Source organism: Schleiferilactobacillus perolens DSM 12744, assembly GCF_001435585.1.
Taxonomy (GTDB): Bacteria; Bacillota; Bacilli; order Lactobacillales; family Lactobacillaceae; genus Schleiferilactobacillus; species Schleiferilactobacillus perolens.
This window is the reverse complement of the sequence record NZ_AZEC01000005.1, coordinates 144,267-163,226: the sequence shown is the minus strand read 5'-3', so window position 1 is coordinate 163,226 and position 18,960 is coordinate 144,267. Positions and strand designations below refer to the sequence as shown.

General features: G+C 48.6%; 17 protein-coding genes. 3 read left to right on the top strand and 14 right to left on the bottom strand.

Annotation, left to right across the window (positions count from 1 at the left end; genetic code table 11):
- Positions 1-15: 15 nt before the first annotated feature.
- The 14 genes from rimP to FD09_RS07400 all read right to left on the bottom strand — a co-directional run bounded on the left by rimP (position 16) and on the right by FD09_RS07400 (position 15,815).
- The gene (gene rimP, locus FD09_RS07465) at positions 16-495 is read right to left on the bottom strand and encodes a ribosome maturation factor RimP (RefSeq protein ID WP_057819912.1); all 480 of its coding nucleotides are present in this window, start codon (positions 493-495) and stop codon (positions 16-18) included.
- 276 nt (positions 496-771) lie between these two features.
- Positions 772-1,272, bottom strand: a complete 501-nt coding sequence (locus FD09_RS07460) for an LURP-one-related/scramblase family protein (protein WP_057819909.1) — start codon at positions 1,270-1,272, stop codon at positions 772-774.
- Between the two features lie 29 nt (positions 1,273-1,301).
- The gene (locus FD09_RS07455; protein ID WP_057819907.1) at positions 1,302-1,787 is read right to left on the bottom strand and encodes an LURP-one-related family protein; all 486 of its coding nucleotides are present in this window, start codon (positions 1,785-1,787) and stop codon (positions 1,302-1,304) included.
- A gap of 190 nt (positions 1,788-1,977) precedes the next feature.
- Complete coding sequence (locus FD09_RS07450; protein WP_057819905.1) at positions 1,978-6,303, bottom strand: PolC-type DNA polymerase III; 4,326 nt, start codon at positions 6,301-6,303, stop codon at positions 1,978-1,980.
- Positions 6,304-6,353: 50 nt separating this feature from the next.
- Positions 6,354-8,081 (bottom strand): proline--tRNA ligase, encoded by a 1,728-nt coding sequence (locus FD09_RS07445; RefSeq protein WP_057819903.1) that lies wholly within the window; start codon positions 8,079-8,081, stop codon positions 6,354-6,356.
- 38 nt (positions 8,082-8,119) lie between these two features.
- Positions 8,120-9,397 carry an RIP metalloprotease RseP gene (gene rseP, locus FD09_RS07440; protein ID WP_057819902.1) on the bottom strand — a complete coding sequence of 426 codons (1,278 nt, stop codon included), beginning with the start codon at positions 9,395-9,397 and terminating at the stop codon, positions 8,120-8,122.
- 31 nt (positions 9,398-9,428) lie between these two features.
- Complete coding sequence (locus FD09_RS07435; protein ID WP_057819900.1) at positions 9,429-10,244, bottom strand: phosphatidate cytidylyltransferase; 816 nt, start codon at positions 10,242-10,244, stop codon at positions 9,429-9,431.
- A gap of 17 nt (positions 10,245-10,261) precedes the next feature.
- Entirely contained in the window at positions 10,262-10,993 is a 732-nt protein-coding gene (locus tag FD09_RS07430) for an isoprenyl transferase (RefSeq protein ID WP_057820216.1), read from the bottom strand.
- A gap of 67 nt (positions 10,994-11,060) precedes the next feature.
- The gene (gene frr / locus FD09_RS07425) at positions 11,061-11,621 is read right to left on the bottom strand and encodes a ribosome recycling factor (RefSeq protein WP_057819898.1); all 561 of its coding nucleotides are present in this window, start codon (positions 11,619-11,621) and stop codon (positions 11,061-11,063) included.
- Positions 11,622-11,635: 14 nt separating this feature from the next.
- Positions 11,636-12,382 carry a UMP kinase gene (gene pyrH, locus FD09_RS07420; RefSeq protein ID WP_057819896.1) on the bottom strand — a complete coding sequence of 249 codons (747 nt, stop codon included), beginning with the start codon at positions 12,380-12,382 and terminating at the stop codon, positions 11,636-11,638.
- A 469-nt stretch (positions 12,383-12,851) separates the two neighbouring features.
- Complete coding sequence (tsf, locus tag FD09_RS07415; protein WP_057819895.1) at positions 12,852-13,727, bottom strand: translation elongation factor Ts; 876 nt, start codon at positions 13,725-13,727, stop codon at positions 12,852-12,854.
- A gap of 109 nt (positions 13,728-13,836) precedes the next feature.
- A complete protein-coding gene (gene rpsB, locus FD09_RS07410) occupies positions 13,837-14,658 on the bottom strand; it encodes a 30S ribosomal protein S2 (protein ID WP_057819893.1) in 822 nt (273 codons plus the stop codon).
- Positions 14,659-14,803: 145 nt separating this feature from the next.
- Positions 14,804-15,085, bottom strand: coding sequence for a GIY-YIG nuclease family protein (locus FD09_RS07405; RefSeq protein ID WP_235812230.1), 282 nt, complete (start codon positions 15,083-15,085; stop codon positions 14,804-14,806).
- The gene (locus tag FD09_RS07400; RefSeq protein WP_057819889.1) at positions 15,066-15,815 is read right to left on the bottom strand and encodes a tRNA1(Val) (adenine(37)-N6)-methyltransferase; all 750 of its coding nucleotides are present in this window, start codon (positions 15,813-15,815) and stop codon (positions 15,066-15,068) included. The genes FD09_RS07405 and FD09_RS07400 overlap by 20 nt, the downstream gene beginning before the upstream one ends.
- A gap of 112 nt (positions 15,816-15,927) precedes the next feature.
- On the opposite strand from FD09_RS07400, the gene FD09_RS07395 reads away from it, so the two are divergent.
- From FD09_RS07395 to FD09_RS07385, 3 genes are all read left to right on the top strand, one after another.
- On the top strand, positions 15,928-16,581 hold the full coding sequence (locus tag FD09_RS07395; RefSeq protein WP_057819887.1) for a lysophospholipid acyltransferase family protein: 654 nt from the start codon (positions 15,928-15,930) through the stop codon (positions 16,579-16,581).
- A 175-nt stretch (positions 16,582-16,756) separates the two neighbouring features.
- Positions 16,757-18,175 carry an amino acid ABC transporter substrate-binding protein/permease gene (locus tag FD09_RS07390; protein WP_420806849.1) on the top strand — a complete coding sequence of 473 codons (1,419 nt, stop codon included), beginning with the start codon at positions 16,757-16,759 and terminating at the stop codon, positions 18,173-18,175.
- Positions 18,172-18,918: an amino acid ABC transporter ATP-binding protein gene (locus FD09_RS07385; protein ID WP_057819883.1), complete on the top strand. Its 747-nt coding sequence runs from the start codon at positions 18,172-18,174 to the stop codon at positions 18,916-18,918. Before FD09_RS07390 ends, FD09_RS07385 begins: the two co-directional genes overlap by 4 nt.
- The last annotated feature ends 42 nt before the right edge of the window (positions 18,919-18,960 follow it).

The window sequence follows — 18,960 nt, the reverse complement described above, 5'->3', positions numbered from 1 at the left end:
TACTAATCCCTTTCCTCAAAATTCAATGGCTAAGCGGGCGTGGGCCACTGCTTGGCGCGCAAATGTTTTATCAATTCGCCGCGTTTTATCTTTAACGGTCAAAGTCAAAGACTCTGGCGTGACCTCTTTCAGCGTACCCTCGAATACTTTTTGACCATCCTGTGGCTGGTATAGCGAAATATGAATATAATCGCCGACCGCATTCGTCATATCCTGATCCGTCTTCAACGGCCGCTCTGCCCCGGGAGAAGAAACTTCCAATACATAGCTGGCGGGAAATGGATCAGGCTTAATCGCATCCAGTGCCGTGCTGATGGGTTCACTGATCTTGGCGATCTCTTCCACGTCAATACCGCCACTTTTATCCACATACACTCTGAGGTACCAATTCTTGCCCTCTTTCACATACTCGACATCGACGAGTTGTAAATGGGCATCGGCCACGATTGGCTGCACAATGTCAGTCACCGTTTCGACAATTGTTTGCTTTGCCACGACATCAACTCCTCTCTGGCGAAACGAATTTTTGCAGACCGTTTCGCCCCTTGCTTATTGAACGTCTGAATTCATTATGAAAGCTTGCTGTTAACCTATTTACACGGCTTTTTTCTCATCTTTCGATAGACTCGATTAGTAAAACTAATTCCAAAAAAAAGTGAGCATCACTGCTCACCCCTACCGAAGTATGAGAAATCCTGCATATAATGTACCATAAACCGCACCAGTATGCAAACAGAGGGCACTTTTCAGCCCTCCTCAATTGATCCTGAATTAATTAGCAGAAGAGGCCGCAGAACCAGAAGCGGCTTGAGACTTCGCATAGTCAATCGCCAATACCAATGCCACAACCAATCCTTCGTAATCGTCATCTTCGATGTCCAGTTCATAAGCATGGCCAAAGGAAAAGACATCTTCATGAATAGACGCGACTTGCTGACCGTTCGCGAAGACGCCAAATTGGAAGTTTGTCCAACTGCCTTGAACGGTCACCGTCCCACTGTCGATATCGAAGCGGCTGCGGAAAAAGCTGAAGCGTTGCCGAATCGTGGCCACCACCGTCCCGTTCATTTCCACGTCGAACGTAGAGAAGAAATGAAACGGCTGGTGCACGACTTTGGCGATTTCCCGACCGGTATGATCGTAAATCGTAAAGTATTTAGGCACTTTCAAAAAACTGCCAGTGACGGAATAAACGGGTTTTTCATTAATGTCAGTGACATCAAATTGACCGCGAAGACTAAATACGTGCTGGTGGACGAATAATTGACTCATGGGCATCTGTCCTTTCTGGTCGTCAATTTCTAATCAGTGCGACCGCTGCTTTGTTTATGACTCCAAAAAATGGCGAGTGTGATGGCGACGACTAAGCCTTCATAATCTTCATCAAGAATTTGAACGCGGGTACCGCCGCCGCTTTTAAAGGGCGTGGCAATCGCGGCCACTTGAGTATCGCCCACTATCACGTCATAGCCGTTGAGTTGAGAATCGACGTGCCGGGTAATCTTAATTTGACCACCGTCGATGATGAAGTCACTATCCGCTTTCCTGGTGGTGCCCTCAATCGTCGCAATGACCTTTCCTTGCATCTTGATCACAAAATGGTTCACTAGGTCGCCGGGTGCTTCCAGTCTAGCGATCTCATTGTCCTCTGCATCTCTGATTGCATAGGCTGTCCGGATGACTCGGCCGTTGCCATGGATGCGGTAGCGGACGGTCTGGTCATCGTCGAGGATGTCGTACTGGTTGCCTAGGCTGAGCGGGTACAGTTTGAATGTTAGAGTGCTCATTTTAACATCTCCCACCTTAAGTTACGTTAAAGATAGCACATAGGGGCGGGGCGTCAATGAAAGTGACAAAAATGTTAGAAAAAGGGTTGAGGCTAAAGCTGTCGATGACGGCCGTGCCAATGCTCCGCATTGGCACTGGAGACGTCAGGATTCGAGCTTTGGTCTCAACCCTTACTTGTTAGCACAAAATTTAGAACAACGACAACTGGTTCGCGTCTGGTAGGCCTTCTAGGACGCCATTGTGGTCCAGGTATTCCATTAGCGTCTTGGAGACGCCGCCGCGGGATGCGATGTCCTCTTTGGAAAGGAACGGTTTTTCTGCGCGGGCGGCAACGATATTTTTGGCTACACGGTCGCCAAGAGATGGGACGGCGTTGAAGGGTGCAAGTAAGGTGTGGTCGTCGAGAATCGTGAAGTTTTGAGCCTCTGATTTATCGATGTCGACCATTTTAATACGGATCCCCCGCTCCCAGCATTCGTTGGCAATTTCCAATACTGTGAGTAAGTTCTTCTCTTTGGCACTGGCATCATTGCCCTTCTCATTGATTGCTTGCATAGCAGCCTTAATCGTTTCCTTACCATTAGTCATGGCGACTAGGTCATAATCATCGGCTCGGACGGACATGTAAGCACAGTAGTAAGCCAATGGGTAATAAACTTTGAACCATGCAATGCGCAATGCCATTTCGATGTAAGCCGTCGCATGGGCCTTGGGGAACATGTACTTGATCTTCAAGCAGGAATCAATGTACCAGGATGGAATGTTTTTGTTCTCTCGCATCTTGTCCTGCCAATCATCAGGGATACCACGCCCCTTACGGACATGTTCCATGATTTGGAAAGCCAATTGTGAATCCAGGCCCCAATGAATCAAGTCCATCATGATGTTGTCCCGACAGCCGATCACGTCCTTCAGTTTGACTACACCCTGTTGGATCAATTCCTCTGCATTGCCCAGCCACACATCCGTCCCATGGGACAGACCAGAAATCTGCAATAATTCGGCAAACGTGGTCGGGTGCGTTTCCTCCAGCATCCCCCGCACAAAACGGGTACCAAATTCCGGCACACCCAATGTGCCAGTCTTCGATTGAATTTGCTCTTCAGTCACACCCAACGGTTCTGTCCCAGAAAATAACCCCATCACGCCGGGATCATCATACGGGATGGTCTTAGGATTAACCCCGGACAGATCCTGGAGCATCCGGATCATCGTGGGGTCATCATGACCTAAAATATCAAGCTTCAAAATATTGTCATGGATTGAATGGAAATCGAAGTGAGTCGTCTTCCACGCTGCATCCCGATCGTCCGCCGGATACTGAATCGGCGTGAAATCATAGATATCCATATCATCTGGGACAACAATGATGCCCGCTGGATGTTGACCAGTGGTCCGTTTGACCCCCGTACACCCTGCAGCTAAGCGGTCAATTTCCGCGCCCCGAATCTTTTGCTCAGTCACTTCTTGGTAATGCAGGACGTAACCATACGCTGTTTTCTCCGCCACCGTGCCGATGGTACCGGCCCGATAAACGTAATCTTCACCAAACAATACCTTGGTATAGTTGTGGGCAATGGGTTGGTAATCCCCGGAGAAGTTTAGATCGATATCAGGTACCTTATCTCCTTTGAAACCAAGGAACGTTTCGAAGGGAATATCCTGGCCCTCTTTGATTAACTCAGTACCGCACTTAGGACATTTCTTATCGGGTAAATCGAAACCAGAACCGATTTCGCCCTTGGTGAAGAACTCTGAATAATGACAATTGGGACAGCGATAATGCGGCGGCAACGGATTGACCTCAGTGATCCCGGTCATGGTTGCCACCAGTGACGAGCCGACACTGCCCCGGGAACCAACCAAGTACCCATCCTTGTTGGACTTATGCACCAACTTTTGAGCAATCAGGTAAATGACTGAGAACCCGTTACCGATGATACTCTTTAACTCTTTATCCAAACGAGCCTGGACAATCTCAGGTAATGGATCACCATACCATTCTTTTGCTTGGGTCATCGTGAGTCGGCGGATGTCCTCTTCGGCGCCAGGCATGTGCGGGGTGTACAATTTGTCCTTCACTGGGGTGATATCATCATCGACCCAGTTGGCCACGGTATGCGTATTGTCGACGACAATTTGATGGGCAGTTTCCTCACCCAAAAAGGCAAAATCTTTTAACATTTCATCTGTTGTGCGGAAATGCAGATCAGGGAAATACAACTTACGATGGGCGTTGATCTTCATTGATCGCTGTAAAATTTCCCGATAAATGGCATCTTCGGGATTCAGGAAATGGACATCACCGGTGGCGACCACAGGCTTATCCAATTCTTGGCCGAGTTTGACCATGTTGCTCAAAATTTCTTCCAGCTGGTCGTTCCCTTTAATCATTTCAGTCGCTAATAAAGGTTCATATGCCGCATGGGGCTGAACCTCCAGATAGTCATAGTAGGTTGCCAGTTCTTTGGCGTCTGCGTATCCTTTTTGCATCATCGCAGTGAAGACTTCGCCATCTGCACAGCCAGATCCGACGATAATGCCCTCGCGATACTTATTCAAAATACTGCGGGGTACACGGGCCACGCGATGGAAGTAATCTGTGAGAGAGAAGGACACGATCTTGAATAAATTTTTCAACCCTGCTTGAGTCTTAGCAATAATGATTGCATGACTAGGCCGGCCGGTACTCCAAGCATCCTTGCCGCCGATATGGTCGTTGACCTGGTTCACATTGGCTGTCTGGAATCGTTCCACCATTTCTTTCAACAGGGCAAAATACAGATATCCAGTGGCTTCCGAGTCATCAGAAGCTCGGTGATGCTGCGTTAACGTAATCTTGTACACCCGCGACAAGCTGTCTAAGGTATGCCGGCCCCGTTCAGGATGTAAGGTCCGAGACATAATTAACGTATCGATAATTGGATTCGGCACAGACGGCCAGCCGAGCCGGTGGCGAGCGACGTTAATGAAGCCAATATCAAAAGTGACGTTGTGCCCTACGACAATATCGTCCCCCACAAAATCAGTGAATTTCTTGATGATTTCCTCTTCACTGCCGCCGCTTTGGACCATTTCGTCGGTAATTGTGGTCAGGTTGATCGTGGTGGCACTCAAAGGAAAGCCCGGATTGATAAATTCATCAAACTTGGCTAACACCTTATTATTCTTCATTTTGACCGCACCGATTTCGATAATACGGTCGGTCGGTGCAGACAGTCCCGTCGTTTCGATATCGAACACGACATACTCTTCATCGCCATTCAAGGCTTGGTCGCGGAGATTATAACCAATCGGGGTGGCGTCATCCACGAGGTTGATCTCCACCCCATACATAACTTTTAACTTATTTTTTAATCCGGCCGTGTGGGCCTCAGGGAAGGCCTGAGCGACGGCATGGTCCGTTACGGCAATGGCTGGCATGCCCCACATGGCGGCCTGATTCACATAATCTGTGGCAGAATTAGTGGCATCCATCTGTGACATCGTGGTATGCAAATGCAACTCGATCCGTTTGTCACCTTCGGCCGTATCCTGCCGTTCAGGATGGGAGATCGTTTGAATATCGTAGGCATTAATCATCAGTTCTTGAGAATACTTATCCTCTTGCACCGGACCCCGTACCTTGACCCATTGGCCAACTTGTACCTGTGCAAAATCCGGATCTTCACCAGATTCACGAGAGAATTTTTTCACCGTAAAGGAAGATGTATAGTCTGTCATCTCAAACAACAGCATTTGTTTGCCACTGCGCAAAGTCCGCACATCACAGGAGAAAATCTTGCCTTGGACCACGATCGTGCGGTCCGGTTCCGTAATATCCCCCATCTGTTTGACAGGCGCATCGCTGGGAATAGGCTTGCCGATATGCACCCCGTCACCACTGGACGCGCCACCGCCATTACTGGAACCGCCAGTCACAGCCTTCTCTTGGGCTTTGATCAACGCCTGAGCCGACAGCTCTTGGTTGTGCTGTTCCTGCTGCTGGCGTAACGCCTCAATTTTTTCCTGGGTCGCAGAATCGTCCACGTAGACATGAATGTTAAACGCAGGGAAACCCAATCTGGCATAGGCCTCTTCCACGCAACTCAAGGCGTTCTCCACGACGTAGTTTTTTACCACTTCGTTGTCGACACTGATGGCCACTCGGTCGCCTTGCAAAGTCGGTGCCGCCACTTGGGCTAATGCTGGTGATGAGGCCGCACAGGTTTGGACGATATAGGGCCAATAATCGGCCAATAGTTGATTGTCGAATTGCGGGTTGGTCACGTTCAATCGGACGGCCACGGAGGCAATGTCGGCAAAGGCCTTGGTCAACTTGCTTAGAAATACACTGTATGCAGTAAACGGCAGTAATTGCGGCAAACGCAATACAAATTCCCACTGCTTGGTCTGCTCATGAACGATGACCTTCTCCACGGCGCCACCAACAAAACGGTCCCCGCCGGGAGCGGAGACCGTCATGTCGATCTGGTCGAGGAGTTGGGTCAACATTTCTTCCGGAGATAATGCCAAATGACTCAACCCTTTCTGTCAAACTAAAAAACGGTGACTTAAATCAGTGGTTACTCGGCGCTGCCTTGACCATCTAATTTGGCCCGTAAAATCGGCAGCACATTCGCCAATTCATCTTTGCGGACTTCAATATTATCACCAGTCGCCCGTAAATGCACCTCCACAATATCGTCGGCGGCCTTCTTGCCCACTGTGATCCGAATTGGGATACCAATCAGATCGGCGTCAGCAAACTTAATGCCCGCTCGCTCATTACGGTCATCCAGTAATACTTCATAGCCGGCCTTGGTCAGCATACTATCAATTTCATCGGCCAATTGTCGTTGATCATCGTTTTTCATATTCACCGGAACAACATGAATATCAAAAGGCGCAATGGACTTGGGCCAAATGATGCCGTGTTCGTCATTGTGCTGTTCCACAATCGCAGACAGCAGACGGGATACACCGATCCCATAACTACCCATGATTACGGGTACAGAACGGCCATTTTCATCTAAGACGGTGGCATTCATGGTCTCGGAATAACGGGTACCTAGCTTGAATATGTGCCCAATCTCAATGCCCTTCGTAAATCTCAGTTTACCCTCACCGTCTGGAGAAATTTCCCCGGCCTGGGCAACGCGAATGTCAGCGAAGTCATCGGGCGTGAAGTCGCGGCCCACATTGACGTTAGCCAAGTGATAACCTTCTTCATCAGCGCCGACGTAAGCGTTAGCCATATTCTTAATCGTTAAATCAGCCACCACCCGAATGTCGTCGTCAATACCCACTGGACCCAAGGAACCTTCTGGTGCATGGAGGTAATGTTGAATTTCGTCTTCAGAAGCCAAGCGCAATTCGTCCGCATCCAGGAAGTTCTTCAGCTTCACATCATTGATTTCATGAGTGCCCTGAATCAAAGCCAGGACCGGTTTTTCATCAGCAATGAAAAGAATTGATTTCACGATTTGATCAACGTCTGTCTTTAGATAATCGGCCACTTCTTCAACCGACTTAGCCCCTGGTGTCGCTACCTTTTTCAGTTCACCAAGATTTTCATGGACTTGAACAGCCGGTAATTGACTGGTAGCCATCTCCAAATTGGCTGCATAATCGCTGCCATCAGAGTAGGCAATGGTATCTTCACCAATTGGCGCAATGGCAGAAAACTCCTTGGAATCCCGACCACCCATGGCACCAGCATCACCAATAATGACCCGGTAATTTAAATCGACCCGATTATAGATATTGATATAGGCACTTTCGACATGGTCAAAAATCGTATCCAAATCGTCATTGTTCACTGTGAACGAATAAGCATCCTGCATGATGAATTCACGACCGCGGAGTAAACCGTTGCGTGGTCGATCCTCATCCCGATACTTCGTCTGAATTTGGTATAACAACAACGGCAGCTTCTTGTAAGACTTCACGCTGCTGCGAATAATGTCCGTCATGGTTTCCTCATGGGTAGGCCCTAACAGCAATGTTCGGTCATGCCGGTCTTTCAACTGATAAAGGTTAGGCCCATAAGTCTCATACCTTCCAGATTCTTTCCATAATTCAGCAGGAATCAAAGTGGGGAGTAACATTTCCACCCCATCGATTTTATCCATTTCTTCGCGAATAACTTTTTCAATCTTTTGCAGTACCCGCCAAGCTAAAGGCAAATAGACATATACCCCGGCCGCTTCCTGCTTGATTAAGCCGCCTCGCAACATAAGTTGGTGGCTGATGGCTTCCGCGTCGGAAGGTGTTTCTTTAAGTGTCGGAATTAACATTTTGGATTGACGCACAACAAAATCTCCCTTTCTGCCTGAACCGTTTAGTGGGCTCAGTGCGTGAATAACCGCTGAAAATCATTCCAGGTGACGGCAACCATTAAGAGCAGCAATAGCCCGAACCCGATCAGCGTAATCACGCCTTCTTTTTCCTCTGAAATTGGCTTGCCGCGAACACCTTCAATAATGTTCAAAAGCAACTTGCCGCCGTCCAGTGCCGGAATCGGCAGCAAGTTCATTAACCCCAGGTTGACGGAAAGACTGGCCATCATCGTGACTACCGAAATCCAGCCGAAACTGGCGGCTTGACTAGAGGCTTGATAAATCGCTACCGGCCCACCAAGTTTGTTCAAACTGAAACCACCTGTGAAGAATGATCCCAGGATTTGCAAGATGTGGGTAATGATATACCACGTTTCCGTAAAGCCATATTTAACTTTGGCCATAAACGACGTATCCAAACCGGGTGAAACCACAACACCGATCTGCGTCACCTTTTTGCCCTCTTGAGTCACCGTATGGGGTTTCACTGTGAGTGTCCGCCGGCGGCCATTCCGCAAAACTTGGACCTGAACGTCCTGGTCTGCTTTGCCCTGGATCTGTTTAGAAAAGTCGCTGAGGCCAGCCACCGCCTTGCCATCAACCTTTTCGACGATATCCTTGGTATGGAGGCCTGCCACCATGGCGGGTGAATCCGCCTGCACTTGAGCGATCATGGTCTGATCTGTGTTGGGGGCACCCCCGTTCACGAAAGCCATAATCATGAACGTGATGATGCCCAACAAGAAGTTATTCAACGGTCCGCCAAAGTTGGTCAGCATCCGTTTAGGCAAGCTGGCCGATTGAAATTGAACGTCCAAAGGCGCAATCTGCACCACGGTGCCGTCTTTTTCAACAATTAACGCATCATGATCCACCGAATAGCGTTTCAACGAACTTTCGTCGCCATTCTCATAGCCCTCGATCCAAAGTTCCTTCTCAAGATCGCTTTTGGCCACTTGCACGGGTATGCCGCTCACATTGGTGGCTTTATCACTCGTATTGATGGTGGTAACCACCCCTTGATCGTTCATCTCCAAGGTGGCCATGGTGCCTGGCTCGAGTTCATCTTCATCATCTGCCGTGCCAGCCATGCGGACATAACCGCCCAGGGGCAAAATTCGAATTGTGTACGTCGTCCCATGCGACCGGTGCCAGAATAGTTTGGGTCCCATGCCAATAGAGAATTCCCGCACCAAAATACCAGCGCGTTTGGCAAAGAAGTAATGGCCAAACTCATGCACCAGTACGATGATCCCAAAGACCAGGATAAATGCAATAACGCCCTTCATTGATTCACTCCTTTACAACGTTCGTGAAAGGTTACAGTAACCCAAACACCTGGACCAGCGGCAAGACGAATAGCAGACTGTCGAATCGGTCGAGAATACCGCCATGACCAGGTAAAATCTTGCCGGAGTCTTTGACACCGAAATACCGCTTATATGCCGATTCAACTAAATCACCAAACTGACCCACCACAGACAGCATCAAGATGATCAATACCATCCGCCACATTGCCCACGCCTGGACCTCAGGGAAAATCAAACAGTACACCGTACCCACAATGACAGCGGCCACTGTGCCGCCAATTGAGCCCTCCCAAGTCTTGTTGGGAGAAATGGGCGTCAACTTATGTTTACCAAACTTACGACCAAACATATACGCACCGGAATCTGTCGTCCAAACGATTAATAATACAAAGAGCAATTTGATGAAGCTGCCTTGATTACGCACGATTACTAAGGAGCCAAAACCGCCGCCCAAATAAGCCATGGCTAATGCGGAGATGGCAATATCTTCGACGTTGATCCGATTTTTGCTAGTAACCGTGATCACCAGCATTAACATGAACAGAATCATCAAGAACTCGGTGATATTGAACCAGTGGGAAACGTTGTTAGGCAGCCAACCTTTCAGCCACCCGTAAAACCCGGCCGGCAAGATTATGACAATGATGCCCAAACCAGCCACAAAAAAGTCTGGCGACACCACAATTCGTTTGCGCATCAAGAAGAACTCAGACAGACCAACCAGTCCGAGCAGAATAGCCAAGACCTCAATGGCCCACCCGCCAAACCAAATTGTTGGTATAAAAATTGCCAAAGCCCAAATCGCTGTGATTACCCGTTGTCGCATGCCAAACTTCCTCTCGCTTACTTTAATCCGCCATAGCGGCGCTGTCGGTGACTAAATGTCTGAACAGCTTTCTCTAAATCCTGGCTGGTAAAATCCGGCCAATGGACATCTGTAAATACAAATTCGGAATAAGCCAACTGCCATAGTAAAAAGTTAGACAGCCGTTCTTCGCCGCTAGTCCGAATCAATAGATCTGGATCCTGCCACTTGCCTAATGAGGCGGTAAATAAATGATCGGCGACGGTTTTTTCATTAATTTCGTCAACCGCTAATTGGCCTTCGGCTACAGCCGATGCAATTTGTTGGACAGCCGTGGTGATCTCTTTGCGGGCGCCATAGTTGAACGCAAAATTCAAAACCATACCGGTATTATTCTTGGTCTGATCCATGGCGTCCAAGGTCACCTGCCGAGTTTGGGCAGGTAATTCGTCCAAATACCCCATCACGTTCACCCGAACATTTTCAGCCATTAAATCGGGCATATAGTGGTTAAAGAATCTCACCGGCAAACCCATGAGGTAATTCACCTCATCAGTCGGCCGCCGCCAATTCTCCGTAGAAAAGGCATAAACCGTTAATACCTTGATTCCCAAATGGCTGGCCGCAATCGCAATCCGTTTAACGTTGTCCATGCCTTCCTTATGCCCAGCAACCCGGGGCAAATGGCGTGCCTTAGCCCAGCGACCGTTACCGTCCATGATAATGGCAACGTGCTTAGGAATCGTAATTTCATCTGATTGTGCAGCCATCGTTTCGCCTCGCTTTTTTGCAATGAAGAAGACCCGCTGCATCGCACCAACGGGTCTGATCACTCAATTAGACTTCAGTGATTTCCTTTTCCTTGTCTTGGGCGATTTTATCGACACCTTTGACCGCGTCATCTGTCAGTTTTTGCACCTTGTTTTCTAAATCGTGCATGACATCTTCACTGATCTCAGCCGCTTTTTCAGCCTTTTTTAATTCGTCCATGGCATCTCGACGAACATTGCGCACCGCAATTTTAGCTTCTTCCGCATCTTTACCAACTTCTTTGGCTAATTCTTTACGGCGCTCACCCGTTAATTGAGGAATCACCAAGCGGACGACATTCCCGTCATTGGCTGGTGTTAACCCCAAATCTGATGCCAGAATTGCTTTCTCAATATCATTCAAGGAAGACTTGTCGTAGGGTGTAATCATTAATACCCGCGGTTCAGGGATATTGATAGCCGCCATTTGATTCAAAGGCGTGGGTGCACCATAATAATTCACTTGAATTCGATTGAGTAGACCGGCATTGGCCCGACCAGCTCGAATATTAGCCAGATCGTTGCGCAGGGCATCTTGAGCCTTGCCCATTCCCGCCTTAGTCCGTTCTAATAGATCTTCTGTTGCCATTTGTTGTGGCCTCCTTAATTATTATTTTTGTCTTCATCGGCTTCCGCTTTAATGGTGGTGCCAATTGCTGCACCCTCAACCACTTTGACGATATTGCCTGGTTTGTTCATATTGAAAACCACTAACGGGATGTCATTATCCATGGATAGTGAGCTGGCCGTGTTATCCATGACCTTCAACCCCTTCTGAATAATATCCAATTGGGTCAATTCATCATATTTTACAGCGTGGGGATCTTTATTGGGATCAGCAGAATAAACACCGTCCACGTTGTTCTTGGCCATAAGAATCACGTCAGCCCCAATTTCAGCCGCCCGTAAAGCTGCAGTAGTATCGGTTGAGAAATACGGGTTACCGGTACCGCCAGCAAAAATGACAACCCGTCCCTTTTCAAGATGACGAATGGCCCGCCGGCGAATGTATGGTTCAGCGATTTGGCGCATTTCAATGGATGTTTGGACCCGGGTGGGAACATCCATATGTTCTAGGCTATCTTGCAATGCCAGAGCGTTCATGACTGTCGCGAGCATACCCATGTAATCAGCCTGGGCACGCTCCATGCCCAATTCGGCGCCGGTTTCACCTCGCCAGATATTTCCGCCGCCGCATACCACGGCAACTTCGACACCTAAATCATGGACAGCTTTGATTTGTTTGGCAATGCGATCAATGACCGGCGGGGTGATACCGAAACCCTTATCCCCAGCCAAAGCCTCGCCGCTGACTTTCAAAACGATACGATGATACTTGATCCCACTCATTGCGATTCCTCCGTTAGTTTGCTGTGTAATAGTTTACCATAAAAGAAGGCAGAGGGCGAAACGACCCGGGTAGCTCCCGACATCTAAGGACAGCCTGGACACAAATCCACCGCACTTGTGGATTTTTGGCCAGGATGGCCTTAGATCGAGGGAGCTGGGTCGTTTCGCCCGTTTACACAGAAGCGTCGGTTCTACCCGCACTTAGGTTTTTTTGCCTGCCGTCTCTTCTGTGCTAGCTTCTGGTCGGCTTCGCCCGTTTACGCGGGAATGTCGGTTCTGCCCGCACTTGTGGATTTTTGGCCAGGATGGCCTTAGATCGAGGGAGCTGGGTCGTTTCGCCCGTTTACACAGAGGCGTCGGTTCTGCGATCCGGAAAATAATTTCTTTACCAAATCAAAGCCAAAATAAAAAAACCGCACCCCAGCTTAACGCTGAAACACGGTTTTCTGACTAAAAAGTCAAAAGAAAATTAGTCCTTGATTTGGGACATCACTTCATCAACGAAGTTTTCTTCCTTCTTTTCGATCCCTTCACCGACTTCATAACGTACGAAGGAAACTAACTTGCCGCCCTTGCTGGCCACATACTTAGCCACAGTTTGGTCAGGATCCTTGACGTAATCTTGGTCAGCCAAAGCGATTTCAGAAAGATACTTGTGCAAACGACCTTCAACGATCTTGGGAATGATCTTTTCAGGCTTGCCTTCGTTTTTCGTCTCTTCCGTCAACACTTCTTTTTCGTGAGCCAAAACGTCAGCCGGTACGGCATCTTTATCCAAATACTTCGGGTTGATGGCAGCAACGTGCATCGCAACATCGCGGGCAGTCTCTTCATCAGCACCTTCCAGTACAGTCAATGCAGCAATTTGGCCGCCATTGTGCAGGTATGCACCAAAGTTTTGGCTATCTGTTTTTTCAACAACCTGGAAACGACGCAAGGAAATCTTTTCGCCGATAACCACAGTCAATTCAGTGATTGCTGCTTTCAGCGTATCTTTGCCCATTGGTAATGCCAACACAGCGTCCATATCGGCGGGCTTGTTTGCTGCAATCGTATCCGCAATATTCTTCACCAAAGTTTGGAACTTGTCGTTTGCAGATACGAAGTCAGTTTCAGAGTTCACTTCAATGATAGCGGCAGCGTTGCCGTTGATCGAAATGTGGGCCAAGCCCTCTGCAGCGACCCGATCGCTCTTCTTAGCCGCTTTGGCAATGCCTTTTTCACGCAATACATCAACAGCCTTGCTCATATCACCGTCTGCGGCAACCAATGCTTTCTTGGCATCCATCATGCCAACGCCGGTCTTTTCCCGCAGTTCTTTAATTTGTTGTACAGTTACTGCCATGGGTAAAATCCTCCTAATATAATATATGAATTTTCATCTTAATTGGCAAAAAGTGGCCCCGACCCATAGTCTTCTCCGGGGCTGGCCACTTTTCACATGTGTTCAATAATTATTCAACGGTATCATTGACATCGGTGTCACTGTCGTTGTCGCCTTCAACAGTGTTGACGATATCTTCCATGGAATCTTTCGCTGGGGCAGCTTCGCCCTCAGCAGCCGGCTGTTCCGGTTGTTGATCGTCGTTGTCTTCGCCTTGACGGCCTTCGACAATGGCATCAGCCATCTTAGAAGTAATCAAGCGAACGGCACGGATAGCGTCATCGTTTGAAGGAATGATGACATCAATCGGGTCTGGATCAGTGTTGGTATCGACCATCGCAACGATCGGAATGTTCAACTTGTTTGCTTCGTGAACAGCAATGTCTTCCTTGCGAGGATCAACAATGAACATCACGTCTGGCAAGTGCGGCATGTCTTCAATACCGCCTAAGAAACGTTCCAGTTTTTCGCGTTCCTTACCAAGTAAAGAAACTTCCTTCTTTGGTAATACGTCGAAAGTACCATCTTCAGCCATCTTCTTCAGATCCTTCAAACGCTTGATCCGAGTTTGAATGGTTTCCCAGTTCGTTAAAGTACCGCCCAACCAACGATGGTTAACGTAATATTGACCAGCGCGTGTGGCTTCTTCTTCAATAGAATCTTGGGCTTGCTTCTTTGTACCAACAAACAGGAAAACAGCACCCTTGCTAGCTTCATCCTTAACAAAATCATAAGCCGTATCGATCATCTTAACGGTCTTTTGCAGATCGATGATATAGATACCATTCCGTTCAGTGAAGATGTACTTCTTCATCTTCGGGTTCCAGCGACGTGTTTGGTGACCAAAATGCACGCCGGCTTCAAGCAATTGCTTCATTGATAATACAGCCATTGTAAAAACCTCCAAATAGTTTTGTCCTCTGCATATGTCATCCCGGCGGCGAACACCAAGTGCACCACGCCGCCGATCAATATGCATGTGTATTTAACAAATACTAAACCATTATACAGAACGAATCCGGTAACTGCAAGCAGTTCTACCATTTCACCGCATGCATCGTCAAAAAATGTTCCTTTTGTTTACGCGTCAAACGTTTAAATTTAGCCTCCGCACTGAGCGCATCATGTTTAGTGGTGAATGATTCCTGATAAATCCGGTGTACTGGGCGCCGCGACCGGGTATATTTGGCCCCCTCACCGGCATTGTGCTCCGCCTCCCGCCGTACCGGATCTGTCGTAAAGCCGCCATAAAAGGAACCGTCCCGGCACAGCAGTACATAAAACCAAAAGACCCGATCCTCAGTCTGTGAAGAGTGCACGTTTGACCTCCGCTTCATAATTTCCTTGTTCATCATACACGACGAGCGGGGGTAATACCCGCAAACCATTGGGCCGGCCACCGCGAATTGCCTCAATCAGCACCATGTTAGCCTCCCGTCCGGCCTTGGGGTATACAAACCGCAATCGCTTGGGTGCGAGTTGGTGAACTTGCAATTTGCTTAGTATCTCGCCCAATCGATCAGGCCGATGGACCATGAACAACTTACCATTAAACTTCAGTAAATCCGCACTCAACGCCACCACTTCTGTCAGCGTGACGGTCAATTCATGACGGGCCAGTGCGAAATGGGGATTACTTTTCTTTTCAATTGTCGGTGAATCCTTAAAGTAAGGTGGATTAGTCATCACAGCGTCTACACTATCCTTGGGAATCTCAGTCAGAATTTCTTGCATTGGCATATTTAATACCGTTAACCGTTGTGTGAGATCATTGAGCACAATAGAACGCCTCGCCATATCCGCTAGCCGCGGCTGAATCTCCACCAATGTCATCTGCGCCGTGGTGTGATGGGCAGCAAACAAACTCACCGCGCCGTTGCCGGCGCCTAAATCCACCACTTGCCCGCCGCGCTTTGGCAACTGGGCAAACGCCGCCAGCAACACCGCATCTAATGAGAAAGCAAATACGTGGGGATGTTGAATGATCCGAATCCCCGCAGGTGCCAACTGGTCGATCCGCTCTCCCGGTAAAAGTGCGACTTCCCCCACTATCTCAGGCCTCTTTTCTGTTATAATCGAAAACAGATTATGATCTGATGTGTCACAATCTCCGTCCTATTTTAACTGTGAACGAAATTAATTGAAAGAAGTTGAACACCCGATGTTCTATCGAATATTCCGTGTTATCGTCCGGTTCATTATTTTTGTACTCAATGGCCACATGGTGGTCTTAGGCAAAGAAAACATTCCAGAGGGCACGTACGTCTTAGTCGCTCCCCACCGCACTTGGTGGGAACCCGTATTATTCGCAGTCGCCGGTAGTCCGATGGAATTCTCTTTCATGGCCAAGGCCGAATTGTTCCATAATCCCATCATCCGCTGGATTCTCACCCACGCCCACGCCTTCCCCGTGGACCGAGCCCATCCCGGCCCCAGCGCGATCAAGACGCCGGTCACGAATCTGAAAAAACGAAACTTATCCGTGATCATTTTCCCCACCGGCACCCGTTATTCTAATGACGTCAAAGGCGGGGCAGCATTAATTTCTCGACTTGCCAGAGTTCAACTCGTGCCGGTGGTTTACCAAGGGCCGTTGACCTTCTGGGGCCTGTTGAAACGGCAAAAGCTGATCGTCGGGTTTGGCGAACCCATCACCGTCTCCCGCCAGGGCCGGCTGGATGAGGCCGCGATTAATGAAGTGGACAAAGAAATGAAAGCCGCCTGGAAGAAAATTGACGATGGTATTAACCCGGATTTTGTTTACGTACCGGATACGCACAAGGCGGAATTAGAGCACGAAGAAGGAAAACTTTAAATTGATGAAAACACCCATACGCTGGGTGTTTTTTCTTTCCCCATGTCAGGAACCTTGCCATAACCTATCGACAACGACGGATACCACCAATTATAATGAGATCCATGTGAGATAATTAGAAAGTGGGTGCGTCATGCATCGAAAATCCTATTTAACCGCGTTTACCACACTCTTTGTGGCTCTCCTTTTCACACTTTGGCCGGCCCCAACTGCCCAGGCCGCTGAAAAGACTTACACCATTGGAACCGATGTGACCTATGCACCGTTCGAATTTGCTAATGAAAAGAACCAATACGTCGGGATCGACATTGACTTAATGAACGCCATCGCTAAAGTAGAAGGCTTCAAAGTTAATATCAAACCAGTCGGCTTCAACGCCGCCGTACAGGCGCTAGAGGCTGGCCAGATTGACGGCGTGATTGCCGGCATGTCCATCACACCTGAACGTCAGCAGAAGTTCTTGATGAGTGACCCCTACTACAAAGTCGGAGTGGTCATGGCCGTCAAACAGGGTAGCAAGATCAAGAGTTTGAAACAACTCAAGGGTCAGCGTGTGGCCGTCAAAACCGGGACGGCCGCTGGCGCTTACGCCTTGAGCGTGAAGGATAAATACGGTTTTTCCACCGTCACCTTCGATGATTCCAATAATATGTATCAAGACGTGACTACTGGTAATTCAGTGGCCTGTTTTGAAGATTCCCCGGTCATGCAATACGCGATCAATACTGGGATGAAGCTGAGCATTGTCACAAAACCGGCGAACCCCACCGGATATGGTTTTGCTACCAACAAGAAGAACACTGCCCTCATGGCCAAATTCAATGCTGGTCTAAAAAAATTGAAGGCCAACGGACAATATACGAAAATCGTGCAAAAATACTTAGGGACAGGTTCTAAGAAATCCCAAGCCGCTGCCAATAAAAAAAACCAAGAGACGGATCGCTCCTTTTGGGGATTGCTCAAAGCCAACTGGGGCACATTAATGGGCGGTCTGCAAGAAACTTTGCTAGTTACAATCGTGGCAATTATCTTCGCAACCATCGTCGGAATCTTGATTGGCCTGTTGGGCGTGTTGCCAAATGTATTTGCTCGAGGCATATCGACCACGTTCATCTATATCTTCCGGGGATTACCGCTACTGGTGTTGGCTTTATTCATTTATACGGGCGTGCCCAGCTTAATTGGCACCAAAGTACCGGCATTTGTGGCCGGGATTATTACCTTGACCTTAAACGAAGGAGCCTACACAGCCGCCTTCGTCAAGGGCGGCATTGAGGCTGTGGATGTTGGCCAGATGGAAGCCGCCCGTTCCCTGGGACTTCCCTTTGGCAAGGCATTGCGCAAGGTCATTTTGCCCCAGGGTATTCGCATTATGGTCCCCAGTTTCGTCAACCAATTCATCATTACCTTGAAGGACACCTCCATCCTGTCCATCATTGGCATTCTGGAACTGACCCAGACCGGGAAGATCATCATCGCTCGCAATATGGAAGGTTTCAAAATTTGGACCATGGTAGCCATCATTTACGTCGTTATTATCACATTGCTCACTTGGTTCTCTAAGTGGGTCCAGAAGAAGGTGCAAGCGTCATGACAGACACAACTTATCGAGTCCAGATGCAAGATGTCTATAAAGATTATGGGACGAATCACGTCATCAAAGATGTCAACTTAAATGTCAAAAATAACGAAGTGGTCGTCTTGATCGGACCCTCAGGCGCCGGCAAGAGCACGGTGCTGCGGATGATCAATGGATTAGAAACCACCACGAAGGGCCATATTCTCATCGACGGTGCCGACATCAGTCAAGCCCATGTGGATATCAATCATATTCGGGAAAAAATCGGCATGGTTTTCCAACATTTCAATCTTTTTCCACACATGACAGTTCTAGAAAACGTGATTCTGGCGCCAGTGGAATTGAAGAAAGCCGATAAAGCCGCCGCCACTGCTGAAGCCCGGCAATTCCTCGAAACGGTGGGCTTAACGGAAAAAGCGGACGCCATGCCTGCTTCATTATCCGGCGGCCAACAGCAGCGGGTCGCCATCGCCCGGGCGCTCGCAATGCATCCGGACATCATGTTGTTCGATGAACCCACCAGTGCGCTAGATCCAGAAATGGTCGGCGATGTGCTGCAAGTCATGCGCAAACTAGCCCAACAAGGCATGACCATGGTGATTGTGACCCACGAAATGGGCTTTGCTAAGGAAGTGGCCGATCGGGTCGTCTTCTTTGATGGCGGTAAGATTCTGGAACAAGGGACACCCACAGAAATCTTCGACCATCCGCAAGAAGAACGGACACAAGCATTCTTAAACAAGGTACTGCAAGCCTAATCCATGCTAAAGGGACCAGGACGCTCAACAATTCAGTTGAGC

Excerpts from the sequence above, each read along its gene's own strand:
- FD09_RS07385 (WP_057819883.1), top strand. The coding sequence starts at position 18,172 with ATGACAGACACAACTTATCGAGTCCAGATGCAAGATGTCTATAAAGAT.
- frr (WP_057819898.1), bottom strand. The coding sequence starts at position 11,621 with ATGGCAACAGAAGATCTATTAGAACGGACTAAGGCGGGAATGGGCAAG.
- FD09_RS07460 (WP_057819909.1), bottom strand. The coding sequence starts at position 1,272 with ATGAGTCAATTATTCGTCCACCAGCACGTATTTAGTCTTCGCGGTCAA.
- pyrH (WP_057819896.1), bottom strand. The coding sequence starts at position 12,382 with ATGAGTGGGATCAAGTATCATCGTATCGTTTTGAAAGTCAGCGGCGAG.
- tsf (WP_057819895.1), bottom strand. The coding sequence starts at position 13,727 with ATGGCAGTAACTGTACAACAAATTAAAGAACTGCGGGAAAAGACCGGC.
- FD09_RS07435 (WP_057819900.1), bottom strand. The coding sequence starts at position 10,244 with ATGCGACAACGGGTAATCACAGCGATTTGGGCTTTGGCAATTTTTATA.
- rseP (WP_057819902.1), bottom strand. The coding sequence starts at position 9,397 with ATGAAGGGCGTTATTGCATTTATCCTGGTCTTTGGGATCATCGTACTG.
- FD09_RS07395 (WP_057819887.1), top strand. The coding sequence starts at position 15,928 with ATGTTCTATCGAATATTCCGTGTTATCGTCCGGTTCATTATTTTTGTA.
- FD09_RS07455 (WP_057819907.1), bottom strand. The coding sequence starts at position 1,787 with ATGAGCACTCTAACATTCAAACTGTACCCGCTCAGCCTAGGCAACCAG.
- FD09_RS07430 (WP_057820216.1), bottom strand. The coding sequence starts at position 10,993 with ATGGCTGCACAATCAGATGAAATTACGATTCCTAAGCACGTTGCCATT.
- rpsB (WP_057819893.1), bottom strand. The coding sequence starts at position 14,658 with ATGGCTGTATTATCAATGAAGCAATTGCTTGAAGCCGGCGTGCATTTT.